18 protein-coding genes and 1 riboswitch are annotated in these 19,555 nt (G+C 62.9%); of the genes, 17 read left to right on the top strand and 1 reads right to left on the bottom strand.

Going from position 1 to position 19,555, the window contains the following annotated elements; genetic code table 11:
- Window positions 1–137 precede the first annotated feature (137 nt).
- Window positions 138–532: riboswitch (cobalamin riboswitch) on the top strand.
- 301 nt (window positions 533–833) lie between these two features.
- Genes cobU through cobO form a run of 4 tightly spaced genes read left to right on the top strand, consistent with a single transcriptional unit; the run spans window position 834 to window position 7,024 of the window.
- Entirely contained in the window at window positions 834–1,343 is a 510-nt protein-coding gene (gene cobU / locus CO660_RS18685) for a bifunctional adenosylcobinamide kinase/adenosylcobinamide-phosphate guanylyltransferase (RefSeq protein WP_097599985.1), read from the top strand.
- Window positions 1,344–1,349: 6 nt separating this feature from the next.
- On the top strand, window positions 1,350–2,405 hold the full coding sequence (gene cobW / locus CO660_RS18680; protein ID WP_097599984.1) for a cobalamin biosynthesis protein CobW: 1,056 nt from the start codon (window positions 1,350–1,352) through the stop codon (window positions 2,403–2,405).
- A gap of 3 nt (window positions 2,406–2,408) precedes the next feature.
- Complete coding sequence (gene cobN, locus CO660_RS18675) at window positions 2,409–6,389, top strand: cobaltochelatase subunit CobN (protein WP_097599983.1); 3,981 nt, start codon at window positions 2,409–2,411, stop codon at window positions 6,387–6,389.
- Window positions 6,389–7,024, top strand: a complete 636-nt coding sequence (cobO, locus tag CO660_RS18670) for a cob(I)yrinic acid a,c-diamide adenosyltransferase (protein ID WP_097599982.1) — start codon at window positions 6,389–6,391, stop codon at window positions 7,022–7,024. The genes cobN and cobO overlap by 1 nt, the downstream gene beginning before the upstream one ends.
- 7 nt (window positions 7,025–7,031) lie before the next feature.
- On the opposite strand, the gene CO660_RS18665 is transcribed toward cobO, so the two are convergent.
- Entirely contained in the window at window positions 7,032–7,817 is a 786-nt protein-coding gene (locus tag CO660_RS18665) for a TSUP family transporter (RefSeq protein ID WP_097599981.1), read from the bottom strand.
- Window positions 7,818–7,916: 99 nt separating this feature from the next.
- Between CO660_RS18665 and CO660_RS18660 the strand changes: the two genes are divergently transcribed.
- The 13 genes from CO660_RS18660 (at window position 7,917) to CO660_RS18600 (ending at window position 19,555) form a co-directional block, all read left to right on the top strand.
- Window positions 7,917–8,336 carry a cobalamin biosynthesis protein gene (locus tag CO660_RS18660; protein WP_097599980.1) on the top strand — a complete coding sequence of 140 codons (420 nt, stop codon included), beginning with the start codon at window positions 7,917–7,919 and terminating at the stop codon, window positions 8,334–8,336.
- Window positions 8,337–8,406: 70 nt separating this feature from the next.
- A complete protein-coding gene (locus tag CO660_RS18655; RefSeq protein ID WP_097599979.1) occupies window positions 8,407–9,357 on the top strand; it encodes a nucleoside hydrolase in 951 nt (316 codons plus the stop codon).
- A gap of 328 nt (window positions 9,358–9,685) precedes the next feature.
- Complete coding sequence (cobA, locus tag CO660_RS18650) at window positions 9,686–10,525, top strand: uroporphyrinogen-III C-methyltransferase (RefSeq protein ID WP_097599978.1); 840 nt, start codon at window positions 9,686–9,688, stop codon at window positions 10,523–10,525.
- Window positions 10,522–11,829 (top strand): cobyrinate a,c-diamide synthase, encoded by a 1,308-nt coding sequence (locus CO660_RS18645; RefSeq protein ID WP_097599977.1) that lies wholly within the window; start codon window positions 10,522–10,524, stop codon window positions 11,827–11,829. Before cobA ends, CO660_RS18645 begins: the two co-directional genes overlap by 4 nt.
- Window positions 11,826–12,830, top strand: coding sequence for a threonine-phosphate decarboxylase CobD (gene cobD / locus CO660_RS18640; protein WP_097599976.1), 1,005 nt, complete (start codon window positions 11,826–11,828; stop codon window positions 12,828–12,830). Before CO660_RS18645 ends, cobD begins: the two co-directional genes overlap by 4 nt.
- Window positions 12,830–13,810, top strand: a complete 981-nt coding sequence (gene cbiB, locus CO660_RS18635; RefSeq protein ID WP_097599975.1) for an adenosylcobinamide-phosphate synthase CbiB — start codon at window positions 12,830–12,832, stop codon at window positions 13,808–13,810. The genes cobD and cbiB overlap by 1 nt, the downstream gene beginning before the upstream one ends.
- Window positions 13,811–13,902: 92 nt before the next feature.
- Complete coding sequence (locus CO660_RS18630; protein ID WP_085778473.1) at window positions 13,903–14,103, top strand: hypothetical protein; 201 nt, start codon at window positions 13,903–13,905, stop codon at window positions 14,101–14,103.
- A 150-nt stretch (window positions 14,104–14,253) separates the two neighbouring features.
- Entirely contained in the window at window positions 14,254–14,682 is a 429-nt protein-coding gene (locus CO660_RS18625) for a L,D-transpeptidase (RefSeq protein WP_085778472.1), read from the top strand.
- A gap of 410 nt (window positions 14,683–15,092) precedes the next feature.
- Entirely contained in the window at window positions 15,093–15,371 is a 279-nt protein-coding gene (locus CO660_RS18620) for an acyl carrier protein (protein WP_003540486.1), read from the top strand.
- A 117-nt stretch (window positions 15,372–15,488) separates the two neighbouring features.
- Window positions 15,489–15,971: a 3-hydroxyacyl-ACP dehydratase FabZ family protein gene (locus CO660_RS18615; RefSeq protein WP_097599974.1), complete on the top strand. Its 483-nt coding sequence runs from the start codon at window positions 15,489–15,491 to the stop codon at window positions 15,969–15,971.
- Window positions 15,968–17,173: a beta-ketoacyl-ACP synthase gene (locus CO660_RS18610; RefSeq protein ID WP_097599973.1), complete on the top strand. Its 1,206-nt coding sequence runs from the start codon at window positions 15,968–15,970 to the stop codon at window positions 17,171–17,173. Before CO660_RS18615 ends, CO660_RS18610 begins: the two co-directional genes overlap by 4 nt.
- 10 nt (window positions 17,174–17,183) lie before the next feature.
- Complete coding sequence (locus tag CO660_RS18605; RefSeq protein ID WP_097599972.1) at window positions 17,184–18,470, top strand: beta-ketoacyl-ACP synthase; 1,287 nt, start codon at window positions 17,184–17,186, stop codon at window positions 18,468–18,470.
- 56 nt (window positions 18,471–18,526) lie between these two features.
- The gene (locus CO660_RS18600; RefSeq protein WP_097599971.1) at window positions 18,527–19,555 is read left to right on the top strand and encodes a zinc-binding dehydrogenase; all 1,029 of its coding nucleotides are present in this window, start codon (window positions 18,527–18,529) and stop codon (window positions 19,553–19,555) included.

Genomic DNA, 19,555 nt, shown 5'->3' with positions numbered 1-19,555 from the left:
TCGAATATTCATGACGTAAGCCGCTGATAAAAGACGATATTTCCGGTAGGGTCAGTGGTCTTGGCCGGCCTTTCGCGCAGTCCAGCGGGAAGGTGGTGGCGAAGGTCGGTTGACTTCACCCGCCAGCTTGCCTAACCATCTGAGGAATAACGGATGGTTCCGGATCGGCATTTCGCCTTCCGGATGAAAAGGGAATGTGACGGGGCGGACCCACATCGGGCGCCTTCATCGCAGCCGACCCCGCGACTGTAGAGCGGTCAGGGTCTTCCATCCGGCATCGAACCTTCCGGCCTAACCGCAATCGTGCAGGCGGGCGGGATGGGCGACATGCCGGAAAAGCCACTGGAAATGCATGGTGATCAACCGGGGTCGGACGCCTCTATCTCTACGAATCGTCCACCTTTTCACCGAGGCAGCCGGGAAGGCGAGGCAGATCCGCTGGCACGATCAGGGGCGACCGGGCTTCCGGTTCGCCCCCGATCGCCGCCGATAACCGCGAGCCAGGAGACCTGCCTTCCGTGCCGGGCGAACAGCCCAAACCTGGGCAAGAGACCCGCTGCCAGCACGGAGGTTGTTTTGGCTGAAAGAACGAATTCAACGCCGCCTCTGGTGGTGCGTATGAGAGGTGCCGGTTCGTCGCCTTCAGGTTATGTCTGCGTATTACGCGCCTTCCTTTCCTCCCTCATTCCTGTGCTTGTCACAGGAACCCGGCCACGGCGCGTCCGCGCCGTGATTAATTATGCTTTCTCAAGCAAAGTTTTGGCTACCGTGGCTCATAGAGTTAAAACTAGAACAAGCTGCAGCGGCACGCCTCCTCAGAGGAATATTCGGGCATGACCACCACGCTCATCCTCGGCGGGGCACGCTCCGGCAAATCCCGTTTCGCCGAAAATCTCGTTAGGGCAAGCGGCCTCGAGCGCCACTATCTCGCCACCGGCCGTGCCTGGGACGAGGAGATGCAGACGCGTATTGCCCAGCACAGGACCGATCGCGGCCCTTCCTGGATGACGCATGAGGAGCCGCTCGATCTTTTCGGCGTGCTTGCCGCCATCGATGGCGAGGGACGCATTGTGCTTGTCGATTGCCTGACGCTCTGGGTGACCAACCTGATGATGGCGGAGCGCGAGATGGCTGTGGAATTTGCCGCGCTCGCCGATTTCCTCCCCGGCGCCAAGGCGCAACTCGTCTTCGTTTCCAACGAGGTTGGTCTCGGGATCGTGCCTGACAATCGCATGGCGCGCGATTTTCGCGATCATGCCGGACGGCTGCACCAAATAATCGCGGCGAAGGCCGACGAGGTCTATTTCATCGCGGCCGGTCTGCCGCTGAAAATGAAGGGTTGAAGTTCCATGAACCAGCAGAAAATCCCCGCAACCGTCATCACCGGCTTCCTCGGCGCCGGCAAGACGACGATGATCCGCAACCTGCTCACCAATGCCGGCGGCAAAAAGATTGCGCTTATCATCAACGAGTTCGGCGATCTCGGTGTCGATGGCGAGGTCCTGAAGGGCTGCGGCGCGGAGAATTGCAGCGAGGACGACATTATCGAGCTCACCAATGGCTGCATCTGCTGCACCGTCGCCGACGATTTCATTCCAACGATGACGAAGCTCCTGGAGCGCGAACAGCGGCCCGACCATATCGTCATCGAAACCTCCGGCCTCGCCCTGCCGCAGCCGCTGGTCGCCGCCTTCAAGTGGCCCGATATTCGCACCCAGGTGACCGTCGACGGCGTCATTACGGTCGTCGACAGTGCGGCCGTTGCCGCCGGCCGTTTCGCCGACGACCATGATGCAGTCGAGGCGGCGCGCAGCGAGGACGACTCGCTCGATCATGAGAGCCCGATCGAGGAGCTGTTCGAAGACCAGCTCACATGCGCCGATCTCATCGTGCTCAACAAGACCGACCTGATCGATGGCGATGGCCTTGACCGCGTGAAGAGCGAAGTCGCCTCCCGCATTGCCCGCAAGCCGGTCATGATCGAAGCCAGGAATGGCGAGGTGCCGGCAGGCGTGCTGCTCGGCCTCGGCATCGGCACGGAAGACGATATCGCCAACCGCAAGTCCCATCACGAGCTGGAGCACGAGGAGGGGGCGCCACACGACCACGACGAATTCGAAAGCTTCGTTGTCGAACTCGGCGCTGTTTCCGATCCGACGGGCTTTGTCGAGAAGCTGAAGGGCATCATCGCCGAGCATGATGTGCTGCGCCTCAAAGGCTTCATCGACGTCTTGGGCAAGCCCATGCGCCTGCAACTGCAGGCCGTCGGCAGCCGCATCGACCAGTATTTCGACCGCGCCTGGGCAGCGGGCGAGGCGCGCCGCACGCGCCTCGTCGTCATCGGCTTGCATGAAATGAACGAGGACGCGGTACGCAAGGCGATCGAAGCGCTCGTTCAAGGATAATCGATGCATCTGCTTCTTGCCCAGAAGGGAACGATCAGCGACGGCGAGGAGGCGATCGACCTCGGCCAGTCGCCCGGCGATATCCTGTTTCTTTCGGCTGCCGACACCGAACTCGCCGCGATTGCTGCCGCCTATCACGAGTGTGAAGGGATGCCGCATTCGCTGAGGCTCGCGAATCTGATGAGCCTCAAGCATCCAATGTCGGTCGATACCTATGTCGAGCGAACGGCCCGGCACGCCAAGTTGATCGTCGTGCGTGCGCTCGGCGGCGCCAGCTATTTCCATTATGCGCTGGAGGCGCTGCACGCCGTTGCTGCCCGCAATGGCGTGAAAATTGCGGTATTGCCTGGCGATGCCAAGCCGGATGCCGGGCTGGTTCCTTTCTCCAATGTTGACCTCGACGATCTCAACGGGCTGTGGGCCTACCTGATCGAAGGCGGCGACACCAATGCGCGGGATTTTCTCGCCTATGCTTCGGCGATGCTGTCAGGGGCGGAGAAGCCGGCGCCGGCAGTGCCGCTGATGAAGGCGGGCATCTGGTGGCCGGGGCGAGGGGCGATCGGGGTCGAGGAGTGGCGGCGGGTCGTCGGTTCGCATGTCGCGCCAACGTCGTCCGTCAAGCGTGGGACACCAAGCTCGACAGAAGAGGTGGAATTCGAACCCACGTCCCCCATCGTCGCCATCAGCTTCTACCGTGCCCTGGTCCAGAGCGGCGAGACCGGGCCGGTCGAGGCGCTGATCGAGGCCCTGGCCGCGCTTGGCCTGCGGCCGCTGCCGGTCTTTGCCTACAGCCTAAAGGATCCCGTTTCGACAGGCGTTCTCGAGAGCGTGTTTTCGGCGTTGAAACCGGATGTCGTCATCAACACAACGGGCTTTGCGGTCTCCGCACCGGGCGCGGACCGGCAACCGACGGTGCTGGAGGCGGATGGCGCCATCGTGCTGCAGGCAATCCTGTCGGCTTCGTCGAGGGAGGCCTGGGTGGCTTCGTCGCAGGGTCTGTCGGCGCGCGACCTCGGCATGAATGTGGCGCTGCCTGAAGTCGATGGGCGAATATTGGCGCGGGCGGTGTCCTTCAAGACGGCGGCGCGTTACGACGCTGTTGTCGAGGCGAACATCGTCGCCAGCATGCCCGATGCCGGTCGGGTGCGCTACACGGCGGAACTGGCCGCCAACTGGGCGCGGCTGCGCGGGACGCCAGCCAATAGGAGGCGCATCGCTCTCGTGATGGCCAATTATCCAAACCGCGACGGCCGGCTCGGCAACGGCGTCGGGCTCGACACGCCGGCCGGCAGCATCGAGGTGCTTCGGGCAATGGCGGCCGCGGGTTATCCAGTCGCCGATCTTCCGGCCGATGGTGACGCGCTGATCCAGCATCTGATGGAGGGGCCGACCAATTCGGGACATGACGGCCGGCTTATCCGCGAGGCCCTTTCGCTCAGTCGCTACAAAGATTTCCTGGAATCGCTTCCCAAAAAGATTCAAGAGGAGGTGACGGCCCGCTGGGGCGAGCCAGAGAACGATCCCTATTTTCGCGATGGCGTCTTCGCCCTGCCTTTCGCCCGCTTCGGCGGTGTCCTGATCGGCATCCAGCCGGCGCGCGGCTACAATATCGATCCAAAGGACAGCTACCATTCGCCGGATCTCGTACCGCCGCATGGCTATATCGCGTTCTATGCTTTCCTGCGGCGCGAATATGGCGTCGATGCCGTCATTCACATGGGCAAGCATGGCAATCTTGAATGGCTGCCGGGTAAGGCGCTGGCGCTGTCGGAGACGTGCTACCCGGAAGCGATCCTTGGACCGCTGCCGCATCTTTATCCCTTTATCGTCAATGATCCGGGCGAGGGCACCCAGGCCAAGCGCCGCACCGCCGCAGTCGTCATCGATCACCTGACGCCGCCTTTGACGCGGGCCGAGAGCTATGGGCCGCTCAAGGATCTGGAGGCGCTGGTCGATGAATATTACGAAGCTTCGGGCGGCGATCCCCGCCGCATTCGGCTGCTCAGCCGCCAGATCCTCGATCTCGTCACCGATATCGGGCTGGATCGGGATGCGGGGATTGCGAAAGGCGAGAGCGAAGGTGAGGCGCTTAAGAAGCTCGACGCCTATCTTTGCGATCTGAAGGAGATGCAGATCCGTGATGGGCTGCATGTCTTCGGCGTGTCGCCGGAGGGGCGGTTGCTGACGGATCTCACCGTAGCGCTGGCGCGGGTACCGCGCGGGCTGGGAGAGGGTGGCGATGCGAGTTTGCAGCGGGCGATTGCGGGGGATGCTGGGTTGAGTTTCCCCCTTCTCCCCAGCGGGGAGAAGATGTCCGTCAGGACAGATGAGGGGGCGAGCGACGGTAGGAGCGAGCGGCTGAGCGCAAGCGAGGCGGAGTCTGCGGTCCCCTCATCCGACCCTTCGGGCCACCTTCTCCCCGCCGGGGAGAAGGGGAGTCGCGCGCTTCAGCGTCCGTTCGACCCACTCGATTGCGATATGGCGGCTCTTTGGGCTGGCCCGCGTCCGGCTGTCCTCGCAGATATCCTCGACGCCCCCTGGCGCAGTAACGGTGACACCGTCGAGCGCATTGAACTGCTCGCCGCCAAGCTCGTTTCCGGTGAAATGGCGTGCCCAACCCTCTGGGTCCAAACCAGAGCCGTGCTGGACGAAATCGAAGCGCGTCTCAAGCCATCCATCCTTGCCTGTGGTCCGGCCGAGATCGCCAGCCTGCTCCGGGGCCTCGACGGCCGTTTCGTGCCGCCCGGCCCATCCGGTGCGCCGACGCGCGGACGGCCGGATGTTTTGCCAACCGGGCGGAATTTCTACTCTGTCGACAGCCGGGCGGTGCCGACACCGGCTGCTTACGAACTCGGCAAGAAATCCGCGGAACTGCTGATCCGCCGATACGTGCAGGATCACGGCGAATGGCCTGTCTCCTTCGGGCTGACAGCCTGGGGCACGTCCAACATGCGCACCGGCGGCGATGATATTGCTCAGGCCTTAGCGCTGATCGGCGTCAAGCCGGTCTGGGACATGGCCTCACGGCGCGTCACCGGCTACGAAATCATTCCGCCGGCTCTGCTGCGGCGACCGCGGGTTGACGTGACGCTGCGCATATCCGGTTTCTTCCGCGACGCCTTCCCCGAGCAGATCGCGCTGTTCGACAAGGCGATCCGCGCTGTCGGCGCGCTCGAAGAGGACGCGGCGGATAATCCGATTGCCGGGCGAATGCGCGGCGAGACCGCGCGGCTCGCTGCGGCTGGGCTCGATGAGAAGACGGCGGCGAAGCGGGCGGGCTATCGCATCTTCGGCTCGAAACCGGGCGCCTATGGCGCGGGATTGCAGGCACTGATCGATGAAAAGGGCTGGGAGCGGCGTGCCGATCTTGCCGAGGCCTATCTCGTGTGGGGAAGTTATGCCTATGGCGCCGGCGAGGAAGGCAGGGCCGAACGCGGCCTTTTCGAGGAGCGGTTGCGCTCTGTGCAAGCCGTCATTCAGAACCAGGACAATCGCGAGCATGACCTGCTCGACAGTGACGACTACTATCAGTTCGAAGGCGGCATGGCGGCGGCGGCCGAGGAACTCGCCGGTAAACGCCCCGCAATCTATCATAACGATCATTCCAGGCCCGAACGACCGGTGATCCGCGCGCTCGAAGAGGAAATCGGCCGCGTCGTGCGCGGGCGCGTGGTCAATCCGAAATGGATAACGGGCGTCATGCGCCATGGCTACAAGGGAGCGGCCGAGATCGCCGCCACCGTCGATTATCTCTTCGCCTTCGCGGCGACGACGGGCGCGGTCGGCGCGCATCATTTCGAGGCGGTCTTTCGGGCCTTCGTCGCCGATCCAGGCGTACGTGGCTTCATGATCGAGAAGAACCCGGCGGCATTCGACGAGATGCGAGAGCGGCTGCGCGAAGCGATCGATCGCGGGCTCTGGACGCCGCGCAGCAATTCGGCCCGGTTCGACCTGGCAGCCACGCAACTGAATGAGGTGCACTGATGAGCGACGAGATCCTGGAAAACGAAGCGGCCAAGGATGATGCGCGCCACGCCGAGAAGATGGCGAAGAAGAAGGCTGCGCGCGACAAGATCATGGCGACCAAGACGGACGGCAAGGGCTTGATCATCGTCCATACCGGCAAGGGCAAGGGCAAGTCGTCAGCCGCCTTCGGCATGATCTTCCGCCACATCGCCCACGGCAAGCCGTCGGCCGTCGTGCAGTTCATCAAGGGCGCGATGTGGACCGGCGAGCGCGACCTGATCGAGAAGCATTTTTCCGATCTCTGCCAGTTCCACACGATGGGCGAGGGCTTCACCTGGGAAACGCAGGACCGGGCCCGCGACATTGCCGCCGCCTCGGCGGCCTGGGAAAAGGCCAAGGAGCTGATCCGCGACGAACGCAATTGCATGGTGCTGCTCGACGAGGTCAACATCGCGCTGCGCTACGATTATCTCGACATCAACGATGTCGTCGCCTTCCTGAAGAATGAGAAACCCGCCATGACGCATGTCGTGCTGACAGGGCGCAACGCCAAGGAAGAGCTGATCGAGATCGCCGATCTGGTGACGGAGATGGAACTCGTCAAACACCCCTTCCGCTCCGGCATCAAAGGACAGCCGGGGGTGGAGTTCTGAGAGCGCTTTAGAGGCCGAGCCAGACCCGCAGCGGATTTGCCGGATCGGCGAGCAGCTTAACCGCCAAAGCGACGCAGACGATCACGAGCAGCGGCTTGATCAGCTTTGCGCCGATGCGCATGGCAAGCCGTGAGCCCACTTGTGCGCCGAGGAATTGGCAGACGCCCATCAGCAGGCCGATCTTCCAGAGGATCGCGCCGAAGCTTGCGAAGACGATCAGCGCACCGAAATTCGAGCCGAAGTTCAAAAGTTTGGTGTGGGCCGTCGCCTTCAGCACGCCGAAGCCGGCGAGGGTGACGAAGGCGAGCATGAAGAAAGAGCCGGTGCCGGGGCCGAAGACGCCGTCGTAGAAGCCGATGGCCGGCACCAGCGTCAGGCCGAAGGCGAAGGGCGTGATGAGGCGGTGTCTGTCGAGATCGTTGAGGTTCGGTTTGACGGCAAAGAAGATCGCGATTGCCAGCAGCAGCACAGGCATGATCGCTTGAAGCAACTGGCCTGGTACGATCGTGGCAAGAGCGGCGCCGAGTGCCCCGCCCATGAGGGCCATCAGCGCCATCGGCAGCTGTTCGGAAAGCTCCACATGGCCCTTGCGGGCATAGGCGAGCGTCGCGGAAGCTGCGCCGAAGATCGATTGCACCTTGTTGGTTCCGAGCGTCTGCAGCGGCGGGATGCCGGCGATCAACATGGCGGGAACGGTGATGAGACCGCCGCCGCCGGCAATTGCATCGACGAAACCGGCAAAGAAGGCAGCCGCGCAGAGCAGCAGAGGCAGATGGAGGGCAATGTCAGGCAAGATGCTATTCCAGAAGGGTTTTCAGCCGGTCTTGTTGCATTTCCCTCTCCAAGCTGCAATGGCTGCAAGGACACAGCAACGGCACATTCGGCTGCTTCCATGAGCGACATATCTTTCAATCCGTCACGGCGTCATGTGCTCGGTCTTGGCTGCGAGCGCGGGACGCCGGCTGCGGAGGTGTTGGCGCTCGCCGTCGCGGCGCTTGAGGCGGTCGGGATCAGCGCGGATGAGCTCGCCGCCATTGCTTCCATCGACAGCCGCCGGCAGGAGGCGGCAATCTTGGCAGTCGCCAGGCAGTTTGCCGTGCCGGCTCTATTCTTCGACGCTCCGCGACTGGAGCGGGAAACGCCGCGGCTCAGAAATCCATCGGCCGTCGTCTTTGCTCGCGTCGGCTGCCATGGTGTTGCGGAATCGGCGGCGCTTGCTGCGATCGGCGACGATGCCGAACTGGTGCTTGGCAAAATCAAGTCGGCGCAGGCGACGGCGGCAGTCGCCCGAGGCGGGTTGCAGAAAGCCTGACGGTCGCTATGGTGGCGGCAATTCGCGGCGCCAACCGGCAGGCTCGCGATTCACAGTTAGAGGATATATTATGCACAAGGTCATTTATGACACTGACCCGGGCGTTGACGACGCCATGGCGCTTCTCTTCCTGCATCGCCATCCCGAAATCGATCTGATCGGCATCACCACGGTCTTTGGCAATGCATCGGTGGAGACGACGACGCGCAATGCGCTCTTCCTCAAGCGTGAGTGGAATATTCCCGCGCCGGTCGCCAAAGGCGCCAGCGTCACCATCGATGCCTCGCGCGCCGAGCGGGAATGGCCCTCCATGGTGCATGGCGACAACGGCCTCGGCGATATCGAGGTGCCCGCAGCGATCGACCTGCCGCTCGATCCGCGCCCGGCTCACCGCTTCATCATCGACACTGTGCGTGCCAATCCTGGCGAGGTGTGTCTGGTCGCGGTCGGACGGATGACCAATCTGGCGATGGCGCTGAAGGAGGATCCCGAGATTGCGACCCTGGTCAAGGACGTCGTCATCATGGGTGGCAACTTCTATGTTCCCGGCAATGTCTCGCCGGTCGCCGAGGCCAATATTCACGGCGATCCCGAGGCCGCTGATATTGTCATGACAGCGCCGTGGAAGGTCGCAGTCATCGGCCTCGACGTCACCTCGATCACCACCATGAGCCGCAGCTATCTCGGCAGGATGGCGGCCGAGGGAGATGGTGCCGTGAAACTGCTCGATGCACTCTCGCAGTCCTATATCGACTTCTACAAGCATGCGGTCGAGGACGGCATGATGGTGCATGACAGCTGCGCCGCAGTCTACGTCGTGGCGCCGGAACTGTTCTCGTCGATATCGGGCGCGGTGCGCGTCGTCTGCGGCGGCATTGCCGACGGCCAGACGATCGTCAAGCCGGATGGCCGCCGCTTCCCGCCCGGCGATTGGGATGATCGGCCGAGCCAAATCGTCACCACAGGGATCGAGTCGGAAAAGGTCCTAAAGCTGATCCGCGATACGCTGCTTCGTGGCTGAGGGCCTTGAAGGCTGATTGCAGCAGGCGCCAACTTTCGACTTGCTTTTTTGGCGTCACCCTCGGTCTTGTGTCGAGGGTCTGCTGCGGCCGCCACAGATACTCGGGGCAAGGCCGACCATGACGAAGAGGAGTTGGACGACTTTGTCAGCAGTCGGTGCAGCGGGCGGTCTCGTTGGGGTATATTATAATATATCCACACTGTTGTGTCGCTTTCTTGCGATATTGAATCAGCTTGTTTGCAAAGTGAGTCATCGTCATCTCAGCAACTTCCAGTGAGGTGGCGCGGGCGGCGTTGACCTTGGCCCTCGCTGGGCCTAGATCAACAAAATGTCGAATAGCGCTTTCTCCCATTTGCCGGCGTTGGAGCCGGGCAGCGTCTGGCTCGTCGGGGCCGGTCCGGGTGATCCGGGTCTGCTGACGCTCCTGGCCGCCAAGGGGCTCGCCGAGGCCGATGTGATCGTCCATGATGCGTTGGTCAATGAGGACTGTCTGAGGCTCGCGCACCCCGGCGCAGAACTCGAATATGCCGGCAAACGCGGCGGCAAACCCTCGGCCAAGCAGCGGGATATTTCGTTGCGCCTGGTGGAACTGGCGCACACCGGCAAGCGTGTGCTGCGGCTGAAGGGTGGCGATCCCTTCGTCTTCGGGCGCGGCGGGGAGGAGGCGCTGACGCTGGTCGAGCACAATATCCCTTTCCGCATTGTGCCGGGGATCACCGCCGGTATCGGCGGGCTTGCCTATGCCGGCATTCCGGTGACCCATCGCGAGATCAATCATGCGGTGACGTTTCTCACCGGCCATGATTCCTCCGGCATCGTGCCCGACAGAATCGACTGGGAAGCGATCGGCAAGGGTTCGCCCGTGATCGTCATGTATATGGCGATGAAGCATATCGCCCAGATCAGCGCCAATCTCATTGCGTCGGGCCGCTCGCCGTCCGAGGCTGTAGCTTTCGTCTGCAATGCGGCGACCGGCGCGCAGCAGGTACTGGAGACGACGCTCGGGCAGGCGACCGAGGCTGTGACCGCCTCCGGTCTCGAGCCGCCGGCGGTGGTCGTCGTCGGCGAGGTGGTGCGGCTGCGGGCCTCGCTCGACTGGGTCGGCGCTCTCGCCGGACGACGCTTGCAGCCTGATCCGTTCCGCCAGTCCGGCCAGGTGCGGGCATGAGCGGCCTCCTGATCGCAGCTCCTTCCTCCGGTGCCGGCAAGACGACGGTGACGCTTGGGCTCCTGAGGGCGCTTCGCCGGCGCGGCATCGCGGTCGCGCCGGGCAAGGCCGGCCCCGACTATATCGATCCCGCCTTCCATGCGGCGGCAAGCGGCACGCCTTGCCTGAACTTCGACCCTTGGGCGATGCGGCCAGAGCTGATCTCGGCCAATGCGACGCTGCATCGCTCCGGCGACCGCATTCTCGTCGTCGAAGCGATGATGGGACTGTTCGATGGGGCGGCCGACGGCAAAGGGACGGCAGCGGATCTGGCCGCCCAGCTCGGCCTCTCCGTGGTGCTGGTCGTCGACGCTTCGCGCATGTCGCAATCGATAGCGCCGCTGGTGGCGGGTTTTGCCGGTTTCCGCGCCGATGTCCGCGTTGCCGGCGTCATCCTCAACAAGGTCGGCAGCGAACGGCACGAGGCGATGCTGCGTCAGGCGCTCGAGGCGATCCGGATGCCCGTGATCGCCGTGATCGGCGGCGACAAGGCGCTTGCCTTGCCGGATCGCCATCTCGGCCTTGTTCAGGCCTGTGAACATCCGAGCCTCGAAGGTTTCATCGAGCATGCGGCGGATGCCGTCTCCGAGGAATGCAATTTCGAGTTTCTGCTGCGCATCGCGAGGCAGGGCCTCAACCGACCGTCGGCTGCCAATATCGATCGTCTGCCGCCGCTCGGCAGTCGCATTGCAGTGGCCCGCGATATCGCTTTCGCCTTTTCCTATGAACATATGCTGCTTGGCTGGCGGCGGCGGGGGGCTTCGATTTCCTTCTTCTCGCCGCTTGCCGACGAGGCGCCTGCTGCCGACGCCGATGCGATCTATCTGCCCGGGGGTTATCCCGAGCTGCATGCCGGAACGCTCTCCCAAGCGCCCAATTTCCGCGTCGCCCTCCTCGATGCGGCGGCGCGCGGCATCCGGATCTATGGCGAGTGCGGCGGCTACATGGTGCTCGGCGAAGGGCTGATTGACGCAGAGGGCAAGCGTCACGAGATGCTCGGCCTGCTGCCCGTCGTCACCAGCTATGCCGCGCGCAAACGCCATCTCGGTTATCGTCACGTCATGCCGCTCGACGGTGCAATCTTTCAGCGGGCGATGACGGCGCATGAGTTCCACTATTCCAGCCTCATTTCCGAAGGCGAGGGCGAGCGGCTGTTTCAGGTCCGGGATGCGATCGGAACCGATCTCGGCCGGGCGGGGCTCCGGCGCGGGCAGGTTGCGGGTTCCTACATGCATCTGATCGATCTCGCCGGGATTGCCGCGTGAGCGCGCCGATCGTCCATGGTGGCGGAGTTACTGCCGCTGCTGCCGCATTTGGCGGCAGGCCGGAGGACTGGCTCGACCTTTCCACCGGGATCAACCCGTGCCCGGCTGCCCTGCCAGATATCCCGACAAGGGCCTGGCACCGCCTGCCGGACAGTTATCTGGTCGATGAGGCAAGGCGGGCGGCGCGCGATTACTACGGGAGCGGCCAGATCCTGCCGCTGCCGGTGCCCGGAACGCAATCGGTGATCCAGCTTCTGCCGCGGTTGCTGACAAAGGGGGAGGGCGCCAGGGTCGCCGTCGTGGCGCCGACCTACGGCGAGTATGCGCGCGCCTTTATTTCGGCCGGTTTTGCGGTCGACACCGTCGATGATGTCGCTGCGATCGGAACGGAGCATCGGCTTGCCGTCGTCGTCAATCCGAACAATCCCGATGGGCTGACATGGCCGAACGAGACGCTGATCGGACTGCACGAGAGGATGAAGGCGGTCAATGGGCTTCTCGTTGTTGACGAGGCGTTCGGCGATACCGATCCAGCGCTGAGTCTTGCGGGCGTCGCGCAGAGGCTCTCAAACCTGGTGATCTTTCGCTCCTTCGGCAAGTTTTTTGGGCTCGCTGGCCTGCGGCTCGGTTTTGTGATTGCACGTGACGACATTCTCAAGCGTTTCGAGGAGTGGCTCGGACCCTGGGCGGTTTCGGGGCCGGCGCTTTCGATAGCAGGCTCGCTGCTGCGTTCGGACGTTTCTTTCATCCGCCGGCTTATCGATGAACGCAGCGCCGGGCTTCGTGCGGTGCTGGGCGGGGTCGGGCTCCGGATTGCAGGGGGAACAGGGTTGTTTGCCCTTGTCGACGATGCCAGGGCGAGCGACATTTACACGCATCTCTGCCGGCATCATATTCTCGTCCGCAAGTTCGACTATGCGCCCGGATGGCTGCGTTTCGGGCTGGCGCCCGATCCGGCGGCGGACCGGCGGCTTGGCGAAGTCCTTCAGAGATTTGAGTGATGACGATCGACCTAAACCTTCTCGTGCTGCTTCTGGCGCTGCTGCTCGACCGGATCGTCGGCGATCCGCAATGGCTCTGGTCGCGCGTGCCGCATCCTGTCGCGATGTTCGGAGCGGTGATCTCCTATGCCGACCAGCAGCTCAATCCTTCAAGCCTTACGGGGCATCAACGGCGGATGAACGGCGTTGCCGCCATCCTGGCGTTGCTGCTGCTCGCCGTGGCGGCCGGCTTCGTGTTCAACCGGTTTTTCGCGCTGTTCGGCCTCGGCGGCATCCTGCTGGAGACCGGACTGGTGGCGATCTTTCTGGCGCAGAAGAGCCTTGCCGACCATGTCACTGCCGTTGCCGTCGCCCTGCGCGAGGAGGGGCTTGCCGGTGGGCGGGCCGCCGTCTCCCGCATTGTCGGGCGCGATCCAGAGACGCTGGATGAGCCGGCCGTTTGCCGTGCTGCGATCGAAAGCCTTGCCGAGAACTTCTCCGATGGCGTCGTCGCGCCGGCGATTTGGTATGCTATCTTCGGCCTGCCAGGGCTTTTCGCTTACAAGATGCTGAACACGGCGGACTCGATGATCGGCCATAGATCGGAAAAATATATCGATTTCGGCTGGGCGGCCGCTCGGCTCGACGATCTCGCCAACTGGCCGGCCGCGCGCCTTTCGATCCTGCTGATTGCTGCAGGCGCCTGGATCCGGCGCGGCACCAGCGCCTGCCGCGAGGCGATCCGGGTGGCTATGCGCGACGGCGGCTTGCACCGTTCGCCGAATTCCGGCCGGCCGGAAGCGGCAATGGCTGGTGCGCTGAATGTCCAGCTCGCAGGACCGCGCATCTATGGCGGTGTGCTCGTTACCGAGCCGATGATCAACAATCCCGGACGCGATGTCGCGACATCCGGCGACATCGAAGACGGGGTCTCAGTGTATCAGGCGAGCTGCATGGTGCTTGCCAGCGTGACGTTCGGATTGTTTTTGTGCTTTCTGTGAGGGGCTTGCGGTAGAGCTCACGCCCCAGTGGACAGTCCCGTCCCAAACGGTTATGCGAAACGCCTCATATCCATCAGACCGGAAGCAGAGCGATGACAGTTCAGATTGAACTACCGTGCCCGAAGTGCAAAAGCACCAAGATGAAATTCGAGCGTCCGGAGATCCGGGAGACGGATATCATAAGCTGCGCGGCTTGCGGCCATAATCTCGGCACCATGGCCTCCATCCGCGAAAGGATGAACAAGGCCTATCAGCAGCTCAAGCAGAGGCCGGCGGCGCGCAAGCTTCAGTGAGGCGGAGCGGCCGTCCTGCGGCGCTCAAATCCATCATTGCCCTGTTAGAATTGTGATTACCATTCGGGTTAAAGCTATATAATCAGGTATCGTCGTAGTCTCTCTGGCGTGAGGGCGCAATCAAATGCGCGGGTGCGAAGAGGGATTATCATGAAGACGATTTTTGCCGCCGCGGCGGTAAGCTTATTGCTGCAGTTTTCTCCGGTTGCCGCTGAAGCAGCAACGCTGGTTGCCAATATCAGCATCGGCAAACAGACCATGACCGTCACCGAGGACGGCTTTGTCAAATATCGCTGGAAGGTTTCGACCGCGCGCAATGGTTATGTCACGCCCACCGGCTCCTGGAGCGCCAAATGGCTATCGCGCGATCACCGTTCGCGCAAATACGACAATGCGCCGATGCCGTATGCTGTATTTTTCAACGGCGGTTACGCCGTTCATGCCACCTTCGATCTGAAGCGTCTCGGCACACCGGCCTCGCATGGCTGCGTTCGCTTGCATCCCGACAATGCGGCCGAGTTCTTCTCACTGGCGCGGCAGGCAGGTCTTGCCAATACCCGCGTCGTCATCACGCGTTGATCCCGGATCAGCGCGTGAACCTGAATTCGGCGTCGGACCGCAGACGACGCCGTGCCGCGCCTGGCGGGAAGGACTGCAACGGTCGTGCCTGTTTCAAAAATCTCAATGCTGGCAACGTCGATCGTCGCGATCCTTCAAATAGCCGGACATGCTGGAACGCGATCGCAATTCCTTCCAGCCCAGCTTGATGATTATCAAATGCCGGCGCGCATAATTTGATTCAGATCAAAGACCGGTGCGGATGTTGGACAGCCGCATCCTGTTTTCGGCGCCAGCACTCGCCGGCGTTCCATTGCTGTTTAGGCAACACCTTATTGTCAAATTGCCGCGACGCCCGGACGAAAGCATTGGCTTTTGAAAGAGATTTGCCTATGAGGGGGTTTAAATCGTCATTTCATGAGGTACAGCGCGTGACCGCTACATTCGATAAAGTTGCCGACATTATTGCAGAAACCAGCGAGATCGATCGCGCCACGATCACGCCGGAGAGCCATACGATCGACGACCTCGGTATCGACAGCCTCGATTTCCTCGATATCGTCTTTGCGATCGACAAGGAATTCGGCATCAAGATTCCGCTCGAAAAGTGGACGCAGGAGGTCAACGAAGGCAAGGTTTCCACCGAAGAATATTTCGTGCTGAAGAACCTCTGTGCCAAGATCGACGAGCTCAAAGCGGCCAAGGCCTGAGCGACACATCAGTCTTTTTCGAACGCCCTGCCGCCCTGACTATGGCGGCCGGGCGGTTTCGTTCCTAATTAGGCGTCACCGGCGGGCGGATTTGGCCTTCCGGGCCGGAGGATCCGAATGCTGCTGGAATACTTCCAGATGATTGACCGCGTCGAAGCGGTGGACCTGAAGAAGGCTACGCTGACGGCGCGATCCGTCGTGCCGGCCAAGAGCCCCGTCTTCGAAGGCCATTTTCCCGGTATGCCGCTCGTTCCCGGCGTGCTCCTGATCGAAACCATGGCGCAGGCCTCCGGCATGCTGGTGCTTGCCGCCACCGACTTTGCCGCAATGCCCTTCCTGATGTCGGTCGACGGCGCCAAGATGCGCACCTTCGTCGAGCCGGAAGCCGTGCTCGATATCGAGGCGGTGTTGGAGCATGACGGGTCGGGTTTTGCGGTCACCAAAGCCAAGATCACCAGCGGCGGCAAGAAGGTCTGCGATGCGCAGCTGAAACTGCGCACCATGCCCTTCAGCGAAGTTCCGCTCGGCGATATCGTGAAAAAACGCGCCGGCGAGGTCGGGCTTCTCGAAGCGATCGCAGCGCAGGGAGTGGTTGGATGAGCAAGGCCGCAAACGACGTCGTCATTTCAGGCGTCGGTATCGTTACCTGTCAGGGCGTCGGCAAGGAGGCGCATGTCGCGCTGCTTTCGGCCGACAGCACGCCGAGGGCGATCGTCGAGACAGAGAAATTCAAACCCTATCCGGTGCATCCGCTGCCTGAGATCGACTGGTCGCAGCAGATTGCCAAGCGCGGAGACCAGCGCCAGATGGAAAACTGGCAGCGCATCGGCGTCTTCGCCGCGGGTCTTGCGCTCGACGATGCTGGATTCAAGGACAATATCGAGGCCTGCGGCACGATGGACATGATCGTAGCGGCCGGCGGCGGCGAGCGCGACATCAACGTCGACACGCTGATCGTCGACGAGGGCTTGAAGCGCAACGACCGCGAACTGCTGCTCAATGAGAAGCTGACAACGGAGCTGAGGCCGACGCTGTTCCTGGCGCAGCTTTCCAATCTGCTTGCCGGCAATATCTCCATCGTTCACAAGGTCACCGGCTCCTCGCGGACCTTCATGGGCGAAGAAGCGTCGGGTGTTTCCGCCGTCGAGACGGCGTTCTGGCGCATTCGCTCCGGCGAATCCACCCATGCGCTGGTCGGCGGCGCCTTTGCTGCCGAGCGTCCGGACATGATCCTGCTCACTGAAGCGATCGGCGCGCATACGCGCGGCGAATGGGCGCCGCTCTGGTCGCGCTCGGACCTCGAGGGCGGCGGCATGATCACCGGTTCGGCCGGCGCTTTCCTGGTGCTGGAATCGCGCAAGCACGCGGAAGAGCGCGGCGCGCACATCTATGCGACGATCAGCGCCGTTGAAGGCGATCGCGGCAACCGCGCTGCCGGCAATTTCGAAGTGCGGATGGAACGCCTGCTGAAGCCTGCCGCCGAGCTGCCGGCAGAGAGCATGGCGATCTTCTCCGGTTCGACCGGCATGCACGAGATCGCCGCCCGCGAAAAGGCGGTGCTGGAACATCAGCTTCCGGGTGCGGCGATCCGCGGCTTCGGCGGCGTTTCCGGTCACACGATCGAAGCGCAATTCCCGCTAGGGCTGGCGCTCGCAGCCCTTGCAATCGATGCCGAGGCCAAGGTTCCGCCCTTCGACGCCGCCCATGAAGCGCCGATGAAGGCGGGAACGAAGGCGGCCGTCGTAACTACGGTCGGACATCAGCGCGGCGAGGGCGTCGCCGTTCTTTCCGCAGAGGCGTGAGGAGAGAGATATGACAGCTTCCGCTTACAGAGATCATCTCGGCCGACCGATCGTCGCAGTGACCGGCATGGGCATCATCACCTCGCTCGGCCAGGGCCTGAAGGACAACTGGGCGGCCCTTTCCTCGGGCACCTCTGGTATCCACGCAATCAACCGCTTTCCGACCGAAGGCCTGTCGACACGCATCGCCGGCACAGTCGATTTCATCGAAATTCCGGTGCCGAACGCCGTCGAGCGTTCCTATGCCTTTGCCCGCGAGACCACCATCGAAGCATTTGCCGACGCGGGTCTTTCAGGCGATTTCAACGGTCCGCTGTTCCTTGCCGCGCCGCCGATCGAGCCGGAATGGAGCGCCCGCTTCGAACTTGCAGACCGTTCGCCGGCCGCCGACCATCCAGGCGACGCCTATGAGCGCTTCCTGACGGCGCTGCGCCAGCGGCCCGACCCGGCCTTCCACGAGGCGGCGCTGTTCGGTGCGATTTCCGAGCGTCTGGCCGACCGGTTCGGCACGCGCGGCCTTCCCGTGACGCTGTCGACGGCCTGCGCTTCCGGCGTCACCGCGATCCAGCTCGGCATCGAGGCGATTCGTCAGGGGCGCACCGATCGCGCTTTGACGGTTGCGACCGATGGGTCGCTCAGCGCCGAAGCGCTGATCCGCTTCTCGCTTCTGTCGGCTCTTTCGACGCAGAACGATCCGCCGACCAAGGCCTCCAAGCCGTTCAGCAAGGACCGCGACGGCTTCGTCATCGCCGAGGGTGCGGCGACGCTGGTCCTGGAATCGCTGGAAGCGGCGGTCGCCCGCGGTGCCAGGGTGCTCGGAATCATGAAGGGCGCCGGCGACAAGGCCGATAGCTTCCACCGCACTCGCTCCTCGCCCGATGGCGGACCGGCTATCTCAACGATCCGCGCGGCCCTTGCCGACGCCGGCATCGACGAGAGCGGCATCGGCTACATCAATGCGCACGGCACCTCGACGCCCGAAAACGACAAGATGGAATATGGCGCGATGTCGGCTGTCTTCGGCGAACGACTCGTCGGCATTCCCGTCTCGTCGAACAAATCGATGATCGGCCATACGCTGACGGCAGCGGGTGCGGTCGAAGCGGTGTTCTCGCTGCAGACGATGCTGACGGGCACGTTGCCGCCGACGATCAACTACACCAATCCCGATCCGTCGATCGTGCTTGATGTCGTGCCGAACAAGAAGCGGGAAGCCCAGGTTTCGGCCGTTCTTTCCAACTCCTTCGGCTTCGGCGGGCAGAATGCCAGCCTTGTCATGGCGCTCGAACCGGCTTAAGCGGTTCCCGACAAATTTAAGACGAGACGAACGCCTTCGAGGCGAGGGATTTTGCCATGCGCGCTTTGCAACTGATCGATGACCGCAAGCTTGAGATCACCGACCTGCCGGAACCGGACGCACCCGCTGCAGGCGAGGTGACGCTGCGCGTCAAGGCGGTGGCCCTCAACCATATCGACGTCTGGGGCTGGCGCGGCATGGCTTTCGCCAAGCGCAAGATGCCGCTCGTCATCGGCGCGGAAGCCTCCGGTGTCGTCGAGGCGATCGGTCCCGGTGTCGCCAACGTCCTGCCGGGCCAGCTGGTTTCGATCTACGGCGCGCGTACCTGCGGCCTCTGCCGTCCCTGCCGCGAAAGCCGCGACAATCTCTGCGAACATGTCTCCGGCGTGCACGGCTTCCATCTCGACGGCTTCGCGCAGGAAAAGGTGAACCTGCCGGCGCGTCTGCTGGTTCCGGCCCCTCCCGGTGTCGATGCGATCGGCGCAGCATTGGCACCCGTCACCTTCGGCACGGTCGAGCATATGCTGTTCGACAATGCCAAGCTCGAGCCCGGCGAAACGATCCTCGTTCATGCCGGCGGCTCCGGCATCGGTACTGCGGCGATCCAGCTTGCCAAGAAGATCGGCTGCACCGTGATTACCACGGTCGGTTCCGATGACAAGATCGAGAGGGCCAAGGCTCTCGGCGCCGATCACGTCATCAACTACCGCACCGACCGTTTCGAAGGCGTGGTGCGCAAGCTGACCAAGAAGAAGGGCGTCGACGTCGTCTTCGAACATGTCGGCAAGGACACCTGGGCAGGCTCGATGCTCTGCATGAAGCGCGGCGGGCGCCTCGTCACCTGCGGCTCGACCTCGGGCGTCTCGACAGAGATGAACCTGATGATGCTGTTCCAGCAGCAATTGAAGCTGCTTGGCTCCTTCGGCTGCCGCATGGAGAACATGGCCGATGCGATGCAGAAGATGGGCCGCGGGCTCGTCCATCCCGTCATCGATACGGAAGTCGGATTCGACGATATCGACCGGGCGCTGGAGCGGATGGAAAGCCGCCAGATCTTCGGCAAGATCATTCTGAAGATGGACTGA

The organism is Rhizobium sp. L9, from assembly GCF_002531885.1.
Classification (GTDB): Bacteria; Pseudomonadota; Alphaproteobacteria; order Rhizobiales; family Rhizobiaceae; genus Rhizobium.
The sequence above is the reverse complement of the archived record's forward strand: the minus strand, read 5'-3'. Positions and strand labels throughout refer to the sequence as shown.